General features: G+C 55.4%; 14 protein-coding genes. 10 read left to right on the plus strand and 4 right to left on the minus strand.

What is annotated here, in order from left to right; all coding sequences use genetic code 11:
- Positions 1 to 137: 137 nt before the first annotated feature.
- Complete coding sequence (locus IE151_RS08035) at positions 138 to 1,076, plus strand: NAD-dependent epimerase/dehydratase family protein (protein WP_189489496.1); 939 nt, start codon at positions 138 to 140, stop codon at positions 1,074 to 1,076.
- 26 nt (positions 1,077 to 1,102) lie between these two features.
- Here the strand turns inward: IE151_RS08035 and IE151_RS08040 are convergent, their stop codons facing one another.
- Complete coding sequence (locus tag IE151_RS08040) at positions 1,103 to 1,711, minus strand: sugar transferase (protein WP_308430495.1); 609 nt, start codon at positions 1,709 to 1,711, stop codon at positions 1,103 to 1,105.
- Positions 1,712 to 2,009: 298 nt separating this feature from the next.
- Here IE151_RS08040 and IE151_RS08045 point away from each other — a divergent pair, with 298 nt between their 5' ends.
- Together IE151_RS08045 and IE151_RS08050 are read left to right on the plus strand one after the other, a co-directional pair.
- Positions 2,010 to 3,950: a polysaccharide biosynthesis protein gene (locus tag IE151_RS08045; protein ID WP_244636662.1), complete on the plus strand. Its 1,941-nt coding sequence runs from the start codon at positions 2,010 to 2,012 to the stop codon at positions 3,948 to 3,950.
- A gap of 102 nt (positions 3,951 to 4,052) precedes the next feature.
- The gene (locus tag IE151_RS08050; RefSeq protein WP_189489498.1) at positions 4,053 to 5,372 is read left to right on the plus strand and encodes an O-antigen ligase family protein; all 1,320 of its coding nucleotides are present in this window, start codon (positions 4,053 to 4,055) and stop codon (positions 5,370 to 5,372) included.
- Positions 5,373 to 5,446: 74 nt separating this feature from the next.
- Here the strand turns inward: IE151_RS08050 and IE151_RS08055 are convergent, their stop codons facing one another.
- The gene (locus IE151_RS08055; RefSeq protein WP_189489499.1) at positions 5,447 to 6,772 is read right to left on the minus strand and encodes an aminotransferase-like domain-containing protein; all 1,326 of its coding nucleotides are present in this window, start codon (positions 6,770 to 6,772) and stop codon (positions 5,447 to 5,449) included.
- A gap of 98 nt (positions 6,773 to 6,870) precedes the next feature.
- Here IE151_RS08055 and IE151_RS08060 point away from each other — a divergent pair, with 98 nt between their 5' ends.
- From IE151_RS08060 to IE151_RS08080, 5 genes are read left to right on the plus strand one after another with little or no spacing between them, the layout of a single operon-like run.
- A complete protein-coding gene (locus IE151_RS08060; protein WP_189489500.1) occupies positions 6,871 to 7,827 on the plus strand; it encodes an ABC transporter substrate-binding protein in 957 nt (318 codons plus the stop codon).
- 40 nt (positions 7,828 to 7,867) lie between these two features.
- Positions 7,868 to 8,749 (plus strand): ABC transporter substrate-binding protein, encoded by an 882-nt coding sequence (locus IE151_RS08065; RefSeq protein ID WP_189489501.1) that lies wholly within the window; start codon positions 7,868 to 7,870, stop codon positions 8,747 to 8,749.
- Positions 8,750 to 8,751: 2 nt separating this feature from the next.
- Entirely contained in the window at positions 8,752 to 9,702 is a 951-nt protein-coding gene (locus IE151_RS08070; protein WP_189489502.1) for an amino acid ABC transporter permease, read from the plus strand.
- Positions 9,699 to 10,475 carry an amino acid ABC transporter ATP-binding protein gene (locus tag IE151_RS08075; protein WP_189489503.1) on the plus strand — a complete coding sequence of 259 codons (777 nt, stop codon included), beginning with the start codon at positions 9,699 to 9,701 and terminating at the stop codon, positions 10,473 to 10,475. The genes IE151_RS08070 and IE151_RS08075 overlap by 4 nt, the downstream gene beginning before the upstream one ends.
- Positions 10,476 to 10,532: 57 nt before the next feature.
- The gene (locus IE151_RS08080) at positions 10,533 to 11,714 is read left to right on the plus strand and encodes a M20 aminoacylase family protein (RefSeq protein WP_189489504.1); all 1,182 of its coding nucleotides are present in this window, start codon (positions 10,533 to 10,535) and stop codon (positions 11,712 to 11,714) included.
- A 362-nt stretch (positions 11,715 to 12,076) separates the two neighbouring features.
- Here IE151_RS08080 and IE151_RS08085 read toward each other — a convergent pair whose 3' ends face one another.
- Positions 12,077 to 13,381, minus strand: coding sequence for an MFS transporter (locus IE151_RS08085; protein WP_189489505.1), 1,305 nt, complete (start codon positions 13,379 to 13,381; stop codon positions 12,077 to 12,079).
- A gap of 148 nt (positions 13,382 to 13,529) precedes the next feature.
- Positions 13,530 to 13,694: a hypothetical protein gene (locus IE151_RS08090; protein WP_189489506.1), complete on the minus strand. Its 165-nt coding sequence runs from the start codon at positions 13,692 to 13,694 to the stop codon at positions 13,530 to 13,532.
- A gap of 302 nt (positions 13,695 to 13,996) precedes the next feature.
- Between IE151_RS08090 and IE151_RS08095 the strand changes: the two genes are divergently transcribed.
- Together IE151_RS08095 and IE151_RS08100 are read left to right on the plus strand one after the other, a co-directional pair.
- Positions 13,997 to 14,782, plus strand: a complete 786-nt coding sequence (locus IE151_RS08095; protein WP_280517242.1) for a FadR/GntR family transcriptional regulator — start codon at positions 13,997 to 13,999, stop codon at positions 14,780 to 14,782.
- 10 nt (positions 14,783 to 14,792) lie between these two features.
- Positions 14,793 to 16,298 carry an ABC transporter substrate-binding protein gene (locus IE151_RS08100; protein ID WP_189489508.1) on the plus strand — a complete coding sequence of 502 codons (1,506 nt, stop codon included), beginning with the start codon at positions 14,793 to 14,795 and terminating at the stop codon, positions 16,296 to 16,298.
- Positions 16,299 to 16,383 lie beyond the last annotated feature (85 nt).

Raw genomic sequence — 16,383 nt, forward strand, 5'->3', positions numbered from 1 at the left:
TGCCGGACATGACGCAAATCGTGTAGCAGAGGCACAGAAATCGTCAAGTAAACCAAACAGGCAGGTATTCTATGTAGATTTGATCTGGCAATGTGCGAACTGGCTAAGGGGCAGTACGAATGACGGATCAGCCGAAAATGAAAAGCTTTCTCCTCAGTGGCGCTTCCGGTTTCATAGGCAGGACCCTCATAGGCAAGCTCCTTGCATCGGGACACAGCGTATCCGCCTTTTATCGCCAAGATCTGCCGCCCGCATATCCTTGCGTGAACTGGATACGAACCGGGGACTTGTCCGTAGATGTGCCCGAGGTGGACACCAAGTTTAAATTCGATCTGTTCATCAACCTCGCTGCCGTCCTGAAGACGGGCCCCGATAATATTGCTGTCAATGAATCCGCAACGGCGCGTATTGCCGCTAACGTCTCGAATTTCATCCTTGCCGCGGACATCCCACGAGCGATTGTCATTAGTACGGTTGCTGCCAGCGTTGCAGAGAATGGTCTGCCGAACGCACGCCGCTATGGGCTTGAGAAGTTGGAGGCGGACAGGATATTTCTAGAAAAACTGCGAGATAGAGAGTTGGCAATTCTGCGCCCGCCCGCGGTTTATGGTCCAGGCATGCAGAGCAGTCTTTCTGCGCTGGCCTCCCTGATCAGGAAGCGCATGCCCATTCCGCTTGGCCGCGCGACGGCGCCACGTCATTACATTTCTCTTGTCAATCTTTGCTCGCTCATCAAAAGAATCGCGTGTGTGCCGTCGGAGCAGTGGCCTAAGGCTGGTCCTGTTTGGGAAGTGTCGGATGGGCAACCCATATCTACCTCTGACCTTGTTGAAATGCTTGGCCAGGTCATGGGAAGGCCAGCTCTTCTGGTTCCGCTTCCTTTAGCGTTGCTGCGGCTTGCCGGCCGCCTTAGCGGACAGAGTGAGCTTGTCAGCAGTGCGATTGATGAACTCGCTATATCCGAACAAAGCGCACTCACAAACGCCTTTGGCTGGGAACCGATAGAACGTATGCCGGACAGCCTTTGCTTCTTACGAGAGGGCGACGGCCATCATGAGGGCCGGAGGACCGGCTGAGGCAACAGAGCCTTTACCCGCGCAGATCAGTTGCCACCAACGGCATCTCCGCCACCTCGACCGATCAGCGTCAAGGCCATCAGGCGCAAATCGCCGCCCAAGCTCATCGTGCTCGCGTAGTCGCCATCAATACGAGCAAGCTCGGACGGAGAAGACATGTCTATGCCTTGAACTTGGCCACGGCCGGTAATGCCGGGGCGCACGCGATAGGCCCCTTCTTTTTCCCTTTGCATTATGAGTTCTGTCTGGCTCGGGAGACATGGACGTGGGCCCACGAAACTCATATCTCCTTTGATGACATTTATGATCTGGGGAAGTTCATCCAGCTTTGTTTTACGCAAGAAACGGCCGACGCGGGTGACTTTCGCGCTCGAAATCTCATGGCTCGGACGGTGTTCAGTTTCAACGGCCATGGTGCGAAGCTTGAACAACGTAAACTTTTCCTGTCCTCTGCCGATACGTATCTGTTTGAACAGGACAGAGCCATTTCTCTCATACCGAATGGCAACGGCGCATATGAGGCATATAAGGAGGGCCGGGATTGCCAGAAGGAAAGCAAGACAAAGGTCGAGTATGCGTTTCCCGGCAATTTCGTAGGTCCCTCGGCTTTCGTATTTCATTTCGGTATCGGTCATCCCTGTGGGCTGAATATTAAATATTCTTACAGTTGGAAGTTATTTTTGAAGCCGTATAAGAGGATCATCCTCATTTTAGTAGCAATAGGCGCTGTAGATCGTCATTACAATGCGGCGCGCCAGTACTGCTGCAACGAACACGCGTGGGTCCCGCCATCTGGCGTTATCCTATTGAGTTTTTTGGCGCATGAGAGCAGTCTCCGGGTGATAGGGTAGAGTTGACGAAAGCTATCTGTTCCAGCAAACCACCCAAGTGCCGGGCGAACGCGTGCGCAAGGTCGATTTCAGGTAGAATTGCATGAGACATATGAGTCTGACGGCGCATCTCACTTTACGCGTGGGTGGCGTCATTCTGGATCTAATAATCGCCGCGGCATCCATGACCTTGGCGTATTATATGGCCATGGGGACATTGGTGGCCTATGTGCCAGAGTTTCCGTGGCGTATAGCCGCTTTTTCCATGTTGGTTTTCTGCCTGATGCTGATGTTTTCCCTACATCGAGCGACATGGCGGTATGTTTCGATACCCGAGATCATATCCATCATAAAACTCGTCATCATATCCAACATACTTTACGTGATTTTCGCCTTTTTGCTGGTGCGAGGAAGCTATCTCCCCCGGAGTGTCCCCATTCTGACCGGGCTCTTCATGATTGCCGGTATGGCAGGCGTGCGGCTGACCTATCGCCTCTTTACGGAGGGCGGGTTCGCGCAATTCTTTACCAGCCCTTCTCCTGTTCCTGGTGCGCGTAATGCGCTGCTTTTCGGCTTCAACGACGAGGCCGAAGCTTTCGTTCGAAATCTGCGACGTTCACAAAAGAACAATCTGAACATCGTCGGCGTCGTCGACGACACCCCGATTAATCTGTTGGGATCTGTGCAGGGGCTCAAGATTCTCGGGCAATCGCGCGACCTCGAAAATATCGTGAACCGCCTTAAGACCCGCGGGATTCATGTTACGGAGCTTCTGATTGCAGAGAGTCAGTTAAGCAAGAAAGATCTTGTTGCAATCATCGATCATGCAGGTGCGAACAATCTGAAGGTCAAACGGATTCCGGATCTTAATCTCACATCGAATGTATCATCCGACAGTCTGCTTGAACCGCGGCCGATCGAGATCACCGACCTTTTGGGACGTCCCGAAACGAAATGGGACGTGGGAAATGTCGCCAAGCTGATTTCCGGGCAAACCGTTCTCATAACGGGAGCTGGCGGTTCTATAGGGTCGGAGTTGACCCGTCAGGTCGCTTCGTTTTGTCCCAAATCCATTGTTTCCGTCGACATCTCGGAGTTCAACGTCTACTCGCTGGACAAGCAAATCAAGACAGAGTTTCCGGCGGTCGAGCTGATCAGCCGCGTGGCTGACGTACGTGACAAGGCGGTTTTGAATGAGGTTTTCGCCCTTTGTAAGCCTGACCTCGTCTTTCACGCAGCTGCGTTGAAGCATGTTCCGCTGCTCGAGGAAAACGCCCTGGAGGCAATCAAAACGAATGTGCTTGGAACACGCATCGTCGCCGACGCAGCATTGCGGCACGGCGTAAAGAATTTCGTGATGATCTCGACGGACAAGGCCGTCAATCCTACTAATGTTATGGGCGCCACGAAGCGAGCAGCCGAGGCATACTGCCAATCGCTCGATATCATGTCCCAGACAACTCGTTTCAAGACGGTGCGCTTCGGCAATGTCCTGGGTTCCGCTGGCTCAGTCGTTCCGCGATTTTCGGAGCAGATTGCACGCGGAGGGCCTGTTACCGTCACGCATCCGCAGATCACACGTTATTTTATGACCATTCCGGAGGCTGTTCGTCTTGTTCTTCATGCATCGTCGCATGGAATGATAGGGGAGCTCACCCGTGGCAAGATCGTCGTGTTGGACATGGGGGAGCCCGTCCGTATAGTTGATCTTGCCGAGCGTCTGATCCAACTCGCGGGCTTTCGTCCTTATAAGGATATCGATATCACATTTACGGGCCTTCGAGCGGGCGAGAAGCTTTATGAAGAGCTTTTTGATCCCGACGAGTTACGGGATGGCATGACAGAGGAGGGCTTCTTCATTGCTTCTCCGCGATTGTTCGATCACAATCTGATGGATCGCTCGCTGCAAGAACTCGAGGCGGCAGTTGCGAAACTGGATCACCTACGCAGCTTGGAATTGCTCAGCCATCTGGTGCCGGAATACCATCCCGAACACCGCGCTTCTACCGATCCATTCATTCCCCACCATGTTCCTGCCGTGTAGTGTGTATCAATATCTGCAATGGCCTTATCCTGATCGTTTTGAGATGCTAGCGGTATAGGGTAAAAAACTTTCGTTATATCAGCAGCGGATAATCCACGGTACATGCTCAAGAAATTCATGCTTTTCCGCCGGGGACTCGATCCGATCCTCCTGACGATTGCCGTAGCTTGTTTTGGCGTTAAGCTTGTTCCTGATAAGATCATCCTGGGCATTTTTTGCGGAATAGGACTTTATCTGATCATCGTCCGTCACCGTGCGTGCCGGTTGATTGATCGGCGTTATGCCTTTGCGGCAGTGGCTTATGGGATCACCGTTGTTACACTTGGATTCGTTCATGGCGAAGTAGAAGCAAACGCCCGGTGGATCGCCTATCCGCTTTACTTTCTAGGGGCGATCCTGCTTTGGCCAGGTACCGTCCTTGTTCGTGATCCATTGCGACAGATTGCGCTGGGCGCGCGCCTGGGACTGCTTTTCTCCATTGTCTGGGTACTCTATGAGTACTGGATCAACTCTGCGCGTATTGGCTTTGGTGGCAATGCGGCTAACGCCGCTTTTGTTATCGCGGCATTGGCAATATTGGCTCGGTTCGAGGTAAGAGACGCACCTCGTTTTCTGCCAAACAGCGTGCTTTGGTTCTATCTGGCCATGTTCCCTGTGATAATGACGGGAACGCGTAGTGTTCTCCCTCTCTTCGTGATCGTCGCCTTAGTTGATCTCTATATAGCCTGTAAAGAATTCTCCGTTCAAAGGTCTGGCTGGACGAAACCAAAAGCCGCGTTATCCCTTATTGCGATCGCTGTCATCGCGGGAACCGGCTTCTACACGTCTGACATGATCGATCAGCGTTTGAACTATACTATTCAGGAAATAGACAGTCTCGCGGAGGGTACAGTGCTGGACACCCCTCCTACCGGATTGGAGATACGCGTCGCCCTTTGGAAAGGTGCTCTTGACGTGGTCGCCGAACATCCTGTGAGCGGGATGGGGGCGGTCCAGAGCATGCGGCAGATATTGGATGGAATTCCGGTCCAGCAATTAGGACATTATAAGAATTTCATTCATGTTCATTTCTTTCTTTTAGATGAATTGCGCATCCGGGGCACTATAGGTCTCGTTTTCCAGCTAATATTCTTCATAGTCGTTTTCGCGCGCCTCTTTCGCGACGGGACCCCCAACATCAGAATAAACAGCTTTATCTTTCTGGCACTATTGCTTCTCTACGGAGCAATGCACGGCTTGCTCCTCGGCGACAGGAATATCGGCGTAATGGTATTGTTTTTCTTCGCGACCCTGGGCGATATACGACGAAAAGAGCTGCGCATGCGAAGAACGGTGACGGAAGTATCGCCCTTAAGCTATGATGGATCCTCTTCGTCTCCAGACGGGGGAGAGCTGCGGCCGTCATCGGGAAGACACGTATGAACGTGGACCACGCGCTGCGGAAAGGTTCTAGTTCACGACTGTTTGCAGGTCATCCTTAAACCGGCCCCGATTTCTCAAGCCGAGGCGAGGGAAATCGCTTCGGCCACGTCCTCGTGCAGGGAGGGATCCAGCGTCGAGGTTGAAACACGGATGTGATTGACCGGCTCCAGCGAATATTTGCTGCCGGGATTGACCGCGATGTTGCGCGCGGCAAGGGTGACGATGGCAAACTGTTCGGATGCAACCGGAATCCAGTGGCAAAGGCCGTTTCCCGGCCGCAAGACGATGCCGCGTTTGCGCAGGGCATCTGCAAGACCGTCGCGACGTGCCTGATAGATCGATCGCGCCCTGATAATGTTCGCTTGCGTTTCCGGATGGTTTAGCAACCACGCCGTTGCCCCTTGTAGCAGACGGCTCGTCCATCCCGAACTGAATGATCGATATGACTGGATCTGTTCGATTATCTCGTCGGTAGATGAAAGAACGGCAAGGCGCAGGTCCGGCCCCAGCGTTTTCGAGTAGGAGACGATATGGATGGTCTGCTCGGGGAAACGCGATCCGAGGGATTGCGGAGGGGCTGCTGACAGATCGGCAACCCCGTCATCCTCAATAATCAGCGTGTTGCTTCCCTCGAGTACATCGCCGATCTGCGCAAGTCGATCCGATGTCATGGTCAAGCCCGTCACCGCATGCAGCCGCGGTTGGAAGATGAACGCCGCCGGCTTGTGTGTCATCGCCTGTCGCAGCGAGTCCGGACGCGGACCTTGCTCGTCGCAACTCACCGGAATAATCCGCACGCCGTAATCTTCGAGGATGTCGAGGAGGCGCATCGCCGTCGGGTTTTCGATGGCGACCACGGAATTATGCGGCACGACCGCACGAATGACAGTGTAGAACGCGTTATAGCCGCCATTCGTCGCCAGAAGCGCCTTTGCTTCGTAAGGCCAACGCTTGGAAACCGCGCCGCGCAACTCATCGGTTATCCTGCTGCGCTCATATGTGTTGAGATCCTTTAGCTGCGTGGCAAAGGCAAAGGCTCCGTCCAGTTCCGGCAATAGTCGCACATCGGGTACCGCCATGCGCAGATCGATGACGTCAGCGCGGTAATTGCCATTATCGGCAAAGCGCTCAGGTTTGGAAATGAAGCGATTTTCGCTCACCCTCGTGCCTTGTCGACCCTTTCCGGTGATGACTTTCTGCTTGCGCAGTTCGCTCCACGCTTCCGACAGGGTGGCCGGACTGATCCCCATCTCGAAGGCCAGATCGCGCAAGGGGGGAAGCCGCATTCCCACGGGGAGCACCCCCGCACGTATTAGCGCGCTGGTCTCCAGTGCTATGCCGCGTATCGTACGCTCGCCGATCTTTTCTGCCAGCCATTTAGCATCGATGTCGCCGCTCATAGAATTATCCATTAATGTTCAATAACGTAATAATGTTTGTATTTTCAGAATTGAACAAATAATTTTCCGAAAGCAAGGTAATTCAGGACACATTTCGCATGACAGTCACACTTCGCCTGGCCCTCCGCGACTGGGACTATATGACCCCTCTCGCGCTCGGAGACGTTTCCTCACCGCGCCTCGCCATCAAGCTGGATCGCGTCGGCACGCTGGTTGAGGATCTTGGCAGCTCGGCGGAACATGACGCCGCGGAGATCTCGTTTAGCCGCTACGCAAAAGCGCGTCTCGCAGGAGATGAGCGGGTTGTCGGTATTCCGAATTTCATCATGCGTGGATTTCGTCATCGCTGCATCATCACTTCCAAGTCCAGTTCGATACGCAATTTTGCCGATCTCGCCGGAAAGAAGATCGGAGTCACCGGTTGGCGCGATTCCGGTAATATCTGGACGCGAGCTGCCATTCGTCGCGAAGGCGTAGGTGTCGAGGATGCGATGTGGTATGCTGGCCGTTTGACGCAGGCGCATCCTGTTGTGGATCGGCTCGATGGCTTTGGTCGTCCTGGTCGCATCGAGGCTGTTCCGGGTGAGCGTCCCATGGTCGAGCTTCTGGAGGAGGGTTGGCTGGATGCGGTTTTCACGCCCTTCATGCCGAAGGGTTTCTTCGACGAGGCGTCGCCGTTGCGTCAGGTCCTGGATGATTTCCGCGCAGCGGAAGTCGCCTATTTTAACGAGGTCGGCTATGTGCCGGGCATGCATCTCGTAGGGATAAAGGCTTCTGTCGCTGACGAGCACCCGTGGATCATGGACGAGTTGAGCGAGTTGCTCGACGCATCGCAGCGCATGTGGCTCGAGAAACGCGAGAAATACGCCGATACGACGCCATGGATGATCGATGAGCTACGCCGTTGTGCAGCCGACCTTCCCGCTGACTGGAGCCATAATGGCTTCGCGAAAAACGAGAAGATGATCCACGACTTTGCTGTCGAACTCTTCGAACAGAAAATCGCCGACCGCGTTATTTCGCTGGCCGAGCTTTTCCCGCGTCATGCGGCGTAAGAAACGAACTCTTCCAGAATTCAAAAAGGGGAATACCGCAATGTCTTTCAAGTTGAATCTATCAGCTGCCCTCGCGGCTTTCGCATTCGCTGCTCCGGCTCTCGCACAGGATGTGCTGCCGGAAATCAAGGTGAATGAGGAGCTTCGTGCTAAACTGCCGGAAAACATCCGTACCGCCGGATCGATGATCTCCGTCAATAATGGCTCATTCCCGCCTTATGAAATTGTCGAAGGTACGAAAATGACGGGTGCAAGCGCGGATCTGACGAACGCACTGGGCCAGCTGCTCGGCGTCAAGATCGAACACGCGACAGTCGGTGGTCTTCCGGCGCTGCTGTCCGGTGTCAATTCCGGCCGCTATCAATTCGCATTCGGCCCCATTGGCGATTTCAAGAGTCGTCAGGAATCCAACGATTTCGTTGATTGGGTTCAGGAATTCGTGGTTTTCGCGGTTCAGAAGGGCAATCCTAAGGGTATTGTGTCACTCGATACGGCCTGTGGCACCCGCATCGCTGTCATGGCCGGTGGCTCCGCGGAACGCGTTATTCAGGCGCAGGCGGAAAAATGCGCGTCTGACGGCAAGGAAAAGCTCGAAGTCCAGTCCTACACCGACCAGCCGAGCTCGATCCTCGCCGTTCGCTCGCGTCGCGCCGACGCCTTCTTCTCGTCGCAGGCGCCGCTCACTTATTTCGTCTCGCAGTCGAATGGCCAGCTCGAATTGACCGGCGTCGGTGAAAAGAACGGTTTTGACGATCTGTTCCAGGGCGCTGTCGTCCCCAAGGGTTCGGAGCTTGGCCCGATCCTGCGTGACGGTATCAAGGAACTGATTGCCAATGGCACCTATGAGGCGATTATGAAAAAGTGGGGCCTTGAAAACAACATGATCAAGGAGCCTGGCATCAACCTCGCCGGGACGAAGTAACAATGACTGCCGCACAAACCCAAAATGCGTCGCCCTCTGGCGACGCCGCGTCGCCCTCTGGCGACGCCGCGTTGCGCGATGTCGCGAATGCGCACAAGGCATTTCCGGTCGGACGCGGCACGCTCTGGCTGGTGACGGTTCTGATTGCGGGCAACTTCGCCTGGATCATAGCAAATAACGAGAATTTCGGTTGGCCGATCGTTGCGGAGTATTTCTTCAACCCGACCGTGATGAGCGGCCTTTATGTCAGCCTTGGCTTGACTGTCATCGCCATGTTCATCGGCGTTGTGCTCGGCCTGTTGCTCGCCATTGCGCGTCTTTCGGACGATGCTCTGGCCCGTTCGCTCGCAGGGCTCTTTATCTGGTTCTTCCGCGGTACACCGCTTCTGGTGCAGCTCATTTTCTGGTACAATCTGTCCACGCTGTTTCCGCAACTCTCCATCACGATCCCCTTCGGCCCGACCCTTGCAAGCTGGGATACGAACTCGGTCATCACCCCGATGACCGCAGCAATTGTCGGTCTCGCTTTGAACGAAGCGGCCTACATGGCCGAGATCATTCGCGGTGGCTTGCTTTCGGTTGAGCGCGGCCAGTCGGAAACGGCTGAAGCTTTCGGCATGACGCGGATACGCGCTCTGTGGCGCATTATCATTCCGCAGGCGATGAAGTCGATCGTCCCGCCGACGGGCAATCAGCTTATCAGCATGATCAAGGCGACGTCGCTCGTCAGCGTCATCGCTATGGCTGATCTGCTTTACTCGGTTCAGTCGATCTACAATCGCACCTTTGAGATCGTGCCGATGCTCATGGTCGCGGTCATCTGGTATTTGCTGATCACCTCGATCCTAAATGTCGGCCAGGGATATATCGAACGCTACTATGCACGTGGTGACCGTCGTACGGTCACCCCTCAGGCAAAGCCGGTGGTAGCGCAGCAGGAGGCAGCGCATTGAACGCCGTCAACAAGCAACCGCTCGTTTCCGCCCGTAACGTGCATAAGTCTTTCGAAACGCTCGACGTTCTGAAGGGCATCGACTTAGATGTCTTCCCGGGGGAGGTGGTCGTCGTTCTGGGACCATCCGGCTCGGGAAAGTCGACCTTCCTGCGCTGCATCAACCATCTGGAGGCGATCAATCGCGGCTCCATCATGGTGGATGGCGATCAGATCGGGTACCGTTTGCGCAATAACCGCCTGGAGAAGCTGTCGAGCAACGCGATCGCCGTTCAGCGTCGCAAGATTGGCATGGTTTTCCAGCAGTTCAATCTCTATCCGCATATGACTGCGCTGGAGAATATCATCGAGGCACCGGTCGGTGTTCATGGTGAGAGTAAGGCCAGCGCCAAGGCTTACGCCCGGGAATTGCTGAAGCGTGTTGGGCTTGAAGAAAAAGCCGACAGCTATCCACGTCAACTCTCGGGTGGTCAGCAGCAGCGCGTGGCGATTGCGCGTGCATTGGCCATCAAACCGAAGCTCATGCTTTTCGATGAGCCGACCTCGGCCCTTGATCCGGAACTGGTCGGTGAAGTGCTCGCGACCATGCGCGATCTTGCGGAGCAGGGGCTGACGATGATCGTTGTCACCCACGAGATCGGCTTCGCCCGGGAGGCTGCCGACCGGGTGGTTTTCATGGACGGCGGTCATATCGTGGAAATGGGAACGCCGGATGAAGTCATTGGCAATCCGCAGCATCCGCGGACGCAATCCTTCCTGTCGCGCTTCTTGTAATAATCAGGCCGCCCGTTTGTCTACGTGGCGGCCTTCTTCATCGTTGGAACAGTTTTAATGTCTTCTCTCGATAATGCTTACGCCCGCCTTTCCGATTTCGATGAAATCGAAACGGAACTGAAGGAAATTCGCCACCACCTGCACGCTCATCCGGAACTCTCCTTTGAGGAGGCGGAAACGGCGCGCTTCGTTGCTGAAAGGCTGGAAGGCTGGGGATACGAGGTTACGCGCAATGTCGGCGGTCATGGCGTCGTCGCGCGCCTGAGCGCTGGGACGAGCAAGCGCAGTATCGGCATTCGTGCCGACATGGACGCGCTACCCATCCTCGAAGAAACCGGCGTTGACTATGCCAGCACGGTACCGGGCAAGATGCATGCTTGCGGTCATGACGGGCATACGACCGTTCTTCTCGGAGCTGCGCAACATCTCGCTAGGACACGCCGCTTCGATGGCACGGTGACACTGATCTTCCAACCTGCAGAAGAGGCTGGAAAGCCTTCGGGCGCACAGAAGATGATTGCCGACGGGTTGTTCGATCGCTTTCCTATCGATGCGATCTTCGGTCTTCACAATCATCCGGGTGCGCCGGAAGGCACACTCCTGCTGCGTTCAGGGCCGATGATGGCATCCGCCGATACCGCGACGATCACAATCAAGGGCAAGGGTGGCCACGCTTCGCGCCCCCATCTGACGATCGATCCTGTCGTGGTCGCCTGCAATCTCGTCGTCGCCTTGCAGACGGTCGTATCGCGCAACGTCGATCCCACCCAGACCGCAGTCGTGACTGTCGGCACCATTCATGCCGGCGAAGCATCCAATGTCATTCCTGGATATGCCAAACTGACCGCCAGTATCCGCTGTTTCGATCCCGGCATTCGCAAACTTCTGGAAGAGCGCATTACCAAGCTCACGCATGCGGTGGTGGAAGGGTTCGGCGCCACGGTCGAGTTGGACTATGAGCACGGCTATCCCGTCGTTGTGAACTCGGATGCCGAAACGGTATTTGCGCGTGCGGTGGCGGAAGAGCTGGTTGGCAAAGATAAGGTCTCCACCTGCCATCTCATTCCGGGGAGCGAGGATTTTGCCTATTATCTGGAGCATAAGCCCGGCAGTTTCCTGCGTTTGGGTAACGGTGTGAATTCCGCGATACTGCACAGCTCGAAATATGATTTTGCCGATGCCAGCCTGACGACGGGCGCAGCCATGTGGGCGCGTTTGGTCGAACGCTACCTGAGTTAAGGTGTCATTGGTCCGGCAGCGTGTTGTCTGCCTGCGGGAATATTACCACTGTGGCTGCCCGCCCGGTCGCAGTGGTCGAACTGCGCAAGTCTTGCCGCTTAAAACGGCAAGGCAGTCACGATGCTGAACAACCCCGTGCCAACGATCCCCACGAGAAGCATACCGAATAGCAGCATGCGAAATTCTCCGTCCATGGTCTTCCCCGAAATCAGAACCAAGAGAAAACCTCCGGATCGTCAGTTGGATCCCTCGTGGACTTGCCAATCGTGAGACGGAGTTAAGAAGTAGCTAATATTCGTGGGTGGCATGGAGAAAAGGCCGGGCAAAGCAAGCCCGGCCTTTCTTCGTACTGGCGGGTGAGATCAGCTGCCAATATGGACAGGGCGGTTTCGGATCGCGTAAGCGGCGATCAGCGAAATCACGATCAGCACGAGAATGTAGATCGCGATCGGTGTCCAGTCATCGAACGTCGTCAGAAGCCAGGTGGCGATCAGTGGCGCCGTACCGCCTGCAATGGCCGCGCCGATCTGATAACCGAGCGTTACGCCGGTATAGCGCACGCGGGCCGGGAAGATTTCCGAGGAAAGCGTACCGAGAACGGCGGTGATCGGCGACCAGATGATGCCGAAGATGATGATAGTGGCGAGCGTCAGGTAGAGGACGCTGTTCGTATTGACCATCCAGAAATAGGGGAACACGAACAGACCAAGCGCCACACAACCTACCGAGTAGACGGTCTTGCGACCAACATAATCGGACAAGAGGCCCATCAAGGGGATCATCAGCGTCGAAAGGCCTGCTCCGATCATGACTGCGGTCAGGACGTTTTCACGTGCGTAGCCAATGGTGGAGACCGCATAGCTGACGATGAAGGTCGAAAAGATGTAGAACGGTGCTGTCTCCACCACCTTGAGGCCAGCAGCAATCAACACTTCACGCCACTGCGTCGAAAGCGTCTCGACGAGGGGCATTCGCGAAACTTGACCTTCGGCCTTTGCTTTCTTGAAATCGGGCGTTTCGTCAATGCCGGCGCGAATCCACAAGCCAAGGAAGACGAGGCTCGCGCTCAGCAGGAAGGGAATGCGCCACCCCCAGGAGAGGAAGCTTTCTTCCGGCAGAAGAAGAAGGATCGTGGTGATCGAAAGCGTGGCCAGCAACATGCCTATCGTCACGCCGGTCTGCGGCACGGAGCCAAAAAAGCCCTTTCGGTTCTTTGGCGCGTATTCATAGGCGAGGAGCAATGCACCACCCCATTCGCCGCCAATGCCGAGACCCTGCACAACGCGCAACGCGATCAGCAGGATCGGCGCCCAGATGCCAATCATCTCGTAAGTCGGCAGAAGGCCGATACCAACAGTTGCGGCGCCCATCAGGGAGAGCGTGATCACAAGTGTCTTCTTGCGACCAATCCGGTCCCCCACATGCGCAAAAATGATGCCGCCAAATGGGCGAATGAAGAAGGTTAGAGAAAACGAAAGGTAGGAGAGGAGGAGGGCGATCGCCGGATCGGCAGCCGGGAAGAACAGCTTGTTGAAGACGAGCGCCGCGGCAGTTCCGTAAAGGAAATAGTCGAACCACTCGATGGAACTGCCGATAAGACTGGCGACGAGAGCCTTGCGTCGATGCGCCGGGGAGGGCGGCGCAGTCTCGGTTGTTGAGATTGTCATTTGTTGCCTTGATGAATCAAATGTAATGGGACAGGCAACTTCTTTACGCTGGGAAAGGATGGAATTGCACCAATCCTAAAGTTGAATCCCCGCGATTATGACGAAAATGTGATGGACGTGTGGGCCGATACATGAAAAACCACGGCGCTTATCGCGACACGGTAGAGCTGCTCGCCGGGCGATTTTCGAGCGAACGGTAGAAGGCGTCCTTCTTGTTCTGCGATACGAAATGCCGTTCCCACGGGTCATAGAGATTGATGGAAGACTGCTTCTCCGAGGCAGGAGCCTCCGTTGTCCGATGCTTTTCACTCATTGGTATCTCTTCATCAGTTTGTCGGCGTCATAAAGCGCTCCTGACCCAGGAGCAACTCACGAAGGCTTACGTCGGTGTAAGCAAGGTTGAGACCTGGCGCTCGGAGCCCAGATGCCCGCGTATCATCGATGATACCATTGTTCGAACCATTGTTAAAAAGGTTTGCGCTGTGGGGTATATTGGTGCTTGAATTGCAGTTGCGTAGACATTAAAGACCACGAAAGACGAAGTCGCAGCCATAATGTGACCGTTAGCGCCGGAGAAGACGAGCGTTCCGTCCATCTGGTAACCAAGCCATAAGAATGGGTTCGAACCAATCAGTATTGGTTTGGGGGAATTGCGTCGTGCTCGACAGTCAGTCTGAACATGCTTTGAAGCGGTTGCGATCGATGCTCACCGAAACATCCGGTTTGACCTCGACTCGACTTCCACCGGAGCGGCAGCTTGCGGATGCATTCGGAGTGGGGCGTCGTGCCATTCGCACAGCCCTCGAAGTTCTGGAAGAAGAGGGCGCGGTTTGGCGCAAGCAGGGAAGGGGCACCTTTGCCGGTCGTCCCGCGGCGTTGAACGGCTCCAATGCACGCAAACTTTCTGAACATACCAATCCCATCGAAGTCATGGATGTCCGCATCGAGATAGAACCGGCACTGGCCCGCATGGCTGCGGCGCGCGCCACGCCCAAGCTCATTCAGCAGCTTGAAAAGCTTGCGGAGAAGGCGGCCCAATCTGTCGATACACCGGAATGGGAGCAATGGGATGCCGCCTTCCATGCCAAGATTGCCGCGGCATCGGGCAATCAGCTTTTCATCGCTATCATGGATCTCATCGACGGCATCCGCCACAATGGCCCCTGGCAGGATTTCCGCAGCCGTATGCGCTCCCGCGGCCGCACTGCTCTTTCCGTGGAGCAGCATGAAGCTGTGCTGAACGCGATCCGCCGCTTCCATCCTGCTGACGCCGAAGCCGCCATGCGCAGGCATCTGACCAGTTTGCGCGACGCCGTTCTGGTCGAACTCGGCGAACCGTCGAAACAGATGGCACCGAACGCCAAAGGTGCCGAAAACCGCTCCGAACATAATCAGAGATAAAGGGGATGTTATGAGAATGCTTTCCAAACTCGTTGCCAGCACTGCGCTGATCTGCGCTGTTGCTGCACCGTCCTTCGCCGCCGATCTGCGCATTGGCTTGCAGGATGATCCGGACGTGCTCGATCCGCATCGCGCCCGCACGTTTGTAGGCCGCATCGTCTTCACCTCCATGTGTGACAAGCTGTTCGATATTAACGAGAAGCTTGAAATCCAACCGCAGCTCGCCCAGGAATGGAGCTGGTCGGACGATGCCAAGACGTTGCACATCAAACTGCGCGAGAACGCGAAATTCCATGACGGCGCCCCGATCACGGCGGCCGATGTGAAGGCCAATCTCGAGCGCGCCAAGACCCTGCCTGACTCGCTGCGCAAGAGCGAAGTTGCTTCCATCGACGCGGTCGAGGTCATCGATGATATGACTCTTGATATTAAGCTGACGAGCCCGGATGCCTCGTTGCTGTCGCAGTTGTCAGATCGCGCTGGCATGATCTTGTCGCCGAAAGCCTTCACGGATGGTGACTTCGGACAGAACCCGGTCTGCTCCGGTCCCTATAAATTCGTCAGTCGTGTCCAGAATGATCGTCTCGTTCTTGAGAAATTCTCGGATCACTGGGATGCAGACAGTTACAATTTCGACAAGCTGACCTTCCTGCCGATCCAGGACACGACGGTACGTTTCGCAAACCTGCGCTCCGGTTCGCTCGACCTGATGGAACGTATCGCTTCTTCCGATATCGAAGCTGCGAAGGGCGACAGTAATCTCGCTTTCTATCCTGTCACCGGTACGGGCTTTCAGTCGCTCACCTTCAACATGACGAAGGGCGATGAGAAGAGCTTCCCGATCGGCCACGATAAGCGCGTGCGCAAGGCTTTCGAATTGTCGATCGACCGCAACGCGATCAACGAAGTTGTCGGTCAGGGCCTGTTTACCCCGGCATATCAGCCCTTCCCGCCGGCAAGCTTTGCCTATGACAAGAAGTTCGAAACATCGACGCGCGATATTGAGAAGGCAAAGGCTCTGCTCGCCGAAGCCGGTGTCGAACGCGTCAAGCTTGAGATCTCCTACGGTAACAACTCCACCTCGCAACAGGTCTATGAGCTGATTCAGGCGATGGCTTCCGAAGCGGGCTTCGACATCTCGCTGCGCCCAACGGAATTTGCGGCATTGCAAAGCGCGCTGAAGGAAAAGAACTTCGAGGTAGCCCAGAGCGGCTGGTCAGGTCGTGCCGACCCGGATGGCAATATTCATCAGCACGTCACCTGCGAGGGTAATCTGAACGATGCTGCCTATTGCAATAAGGAAGTGGACGAGCTTCTCAACAAGGCCCGCTCCATGTCCGATCCGGCCGAGCGCAAGAAGGTCTACGATCAGGCGCAGGAAATCCTCCAGGACGAACTGCCGATCGTTTACCTCTACTACCAGCCGTGGCCATTTGCGGCGACCGCCAAGCTTGAAGGTTTCACAGCCTATCCCGATGGGATGATCCGCCTCAAGGGCGTATCGCTCAAGCAGTAATCACAATGTGCTTTCCGTGGCAGTATGGCGACGGAAAGCACTGTTGCTCATGAAAAAGCTCTGCCCTTCCTGTTGATGGGGAGGT

Source organism: Limoniibacter endophyticus, from assembly GCF_014652835.1.
Classification (GTDB): Bacteria; Pseudomonadota; Alphaproteobacteria; order Rhizobiales; family Rhizobiaceae; genus Limoniibacter; species Limoniibacter endophyticus.

What these genes read in the sequence shown, in the direction of transcription:
- IE151_RS08045 (WP_244636662.1), top strand. Translation starts at nt 2,010, where the DNA reads ATGAGACATATGAGTCTGACGGCGCATCTCACTTTACGCGTGGGTGGC.
- IE151_RS08090 (WP_189489506.1), bottom strand. Translation starts at nt 13,694, where the DNA reads ATGAGTGAAAAGCATCGGACAACGGAGGCTCCTGCCTCGGAGAAGCAG.
- IE151_RS08065 (WP_189489501.1), top strand. Translation starts at nt 7,868, where the DNA reads ATGTCTTTCAAGTTGAATCTATCAGCTGCCCTCGCGGCTTTCGCATTC.
- IE151_RS08055 (WP_189489499.1), bottom strand. Translation starts at nt 6,772, where the DNA reads ATGAGCGGCGACATCGATGCTAAATGGCTGGCAGAAAAGATCGGCGAG.
- IE151_RS08035 (WP_189489496.1), top strand. Translation starts at nt 138, where the DNA reads ATGAAAAGCTTTCTCCTCAGTGGCGCTTCCGGTTTCATAGGCAGGACC.
- IE151_RS08050 (WP_189489498.1), top strand. Translation starts at nt 4,053, where the DNA reads ATGCTCAAGAAATTCATGCTTTTCCGCCGGGGACTCGATCCGATCCTC.
- IE151_RS08085 (WP_189489505.1), bottom strand. Translation starts at nt 13,381, where the DNA reads ATGACAATCTCAACAACCGAGACTGCGCCGCCCTCCCCGGCGCATCGA.
- IE151_RS08080 (WP_189489504.1), top strand. Translation starts at nt 10,533, where the DNA reads ATGTCTTCTCTCGATAATGCTTACGCCCGCCTTTCCGATTTCGATGAA.
- IE151_RS08060 (WP_189489500.1), top strand. Translation starts at nt 6,871, where the DNA reads ATGACAGTCACACTTCGCCTGGCCCTCCGCGACTGGGACTATATGACC.
- IE151_RS08040 (WP_308430495.1), bottom strand. Translation starts at nt 1,711, where the DNA reads ATGACCGATACCGAAATGAAATACGAAAGCCGAGGGACCTACGAAATT.
- IE151_RS08070 (WP_189489502.1), top strand. Translation starts at nt 8,752, where the DNA reads ATGACTGCCGCACAAACCCAAAATGCGTCGCCCTCTGGCGACGCCGCG.
- IE151_RS08095 (WP_280517242.1), top strand. Translation starts at nt 13,997, where the DNA reads ATGGGTTCGAACCAATCAGTATTGGTTTGGGGGAATTGCGTCGTGCTC.
- IE151_RS08100 (WP_189489508.1), top strand. Translation starts at nt 14,793, where the DNA reads ATGAGAATGCTTTCCAAACTCGTTGCCAGCACTGCGCTGATCTGCGCT.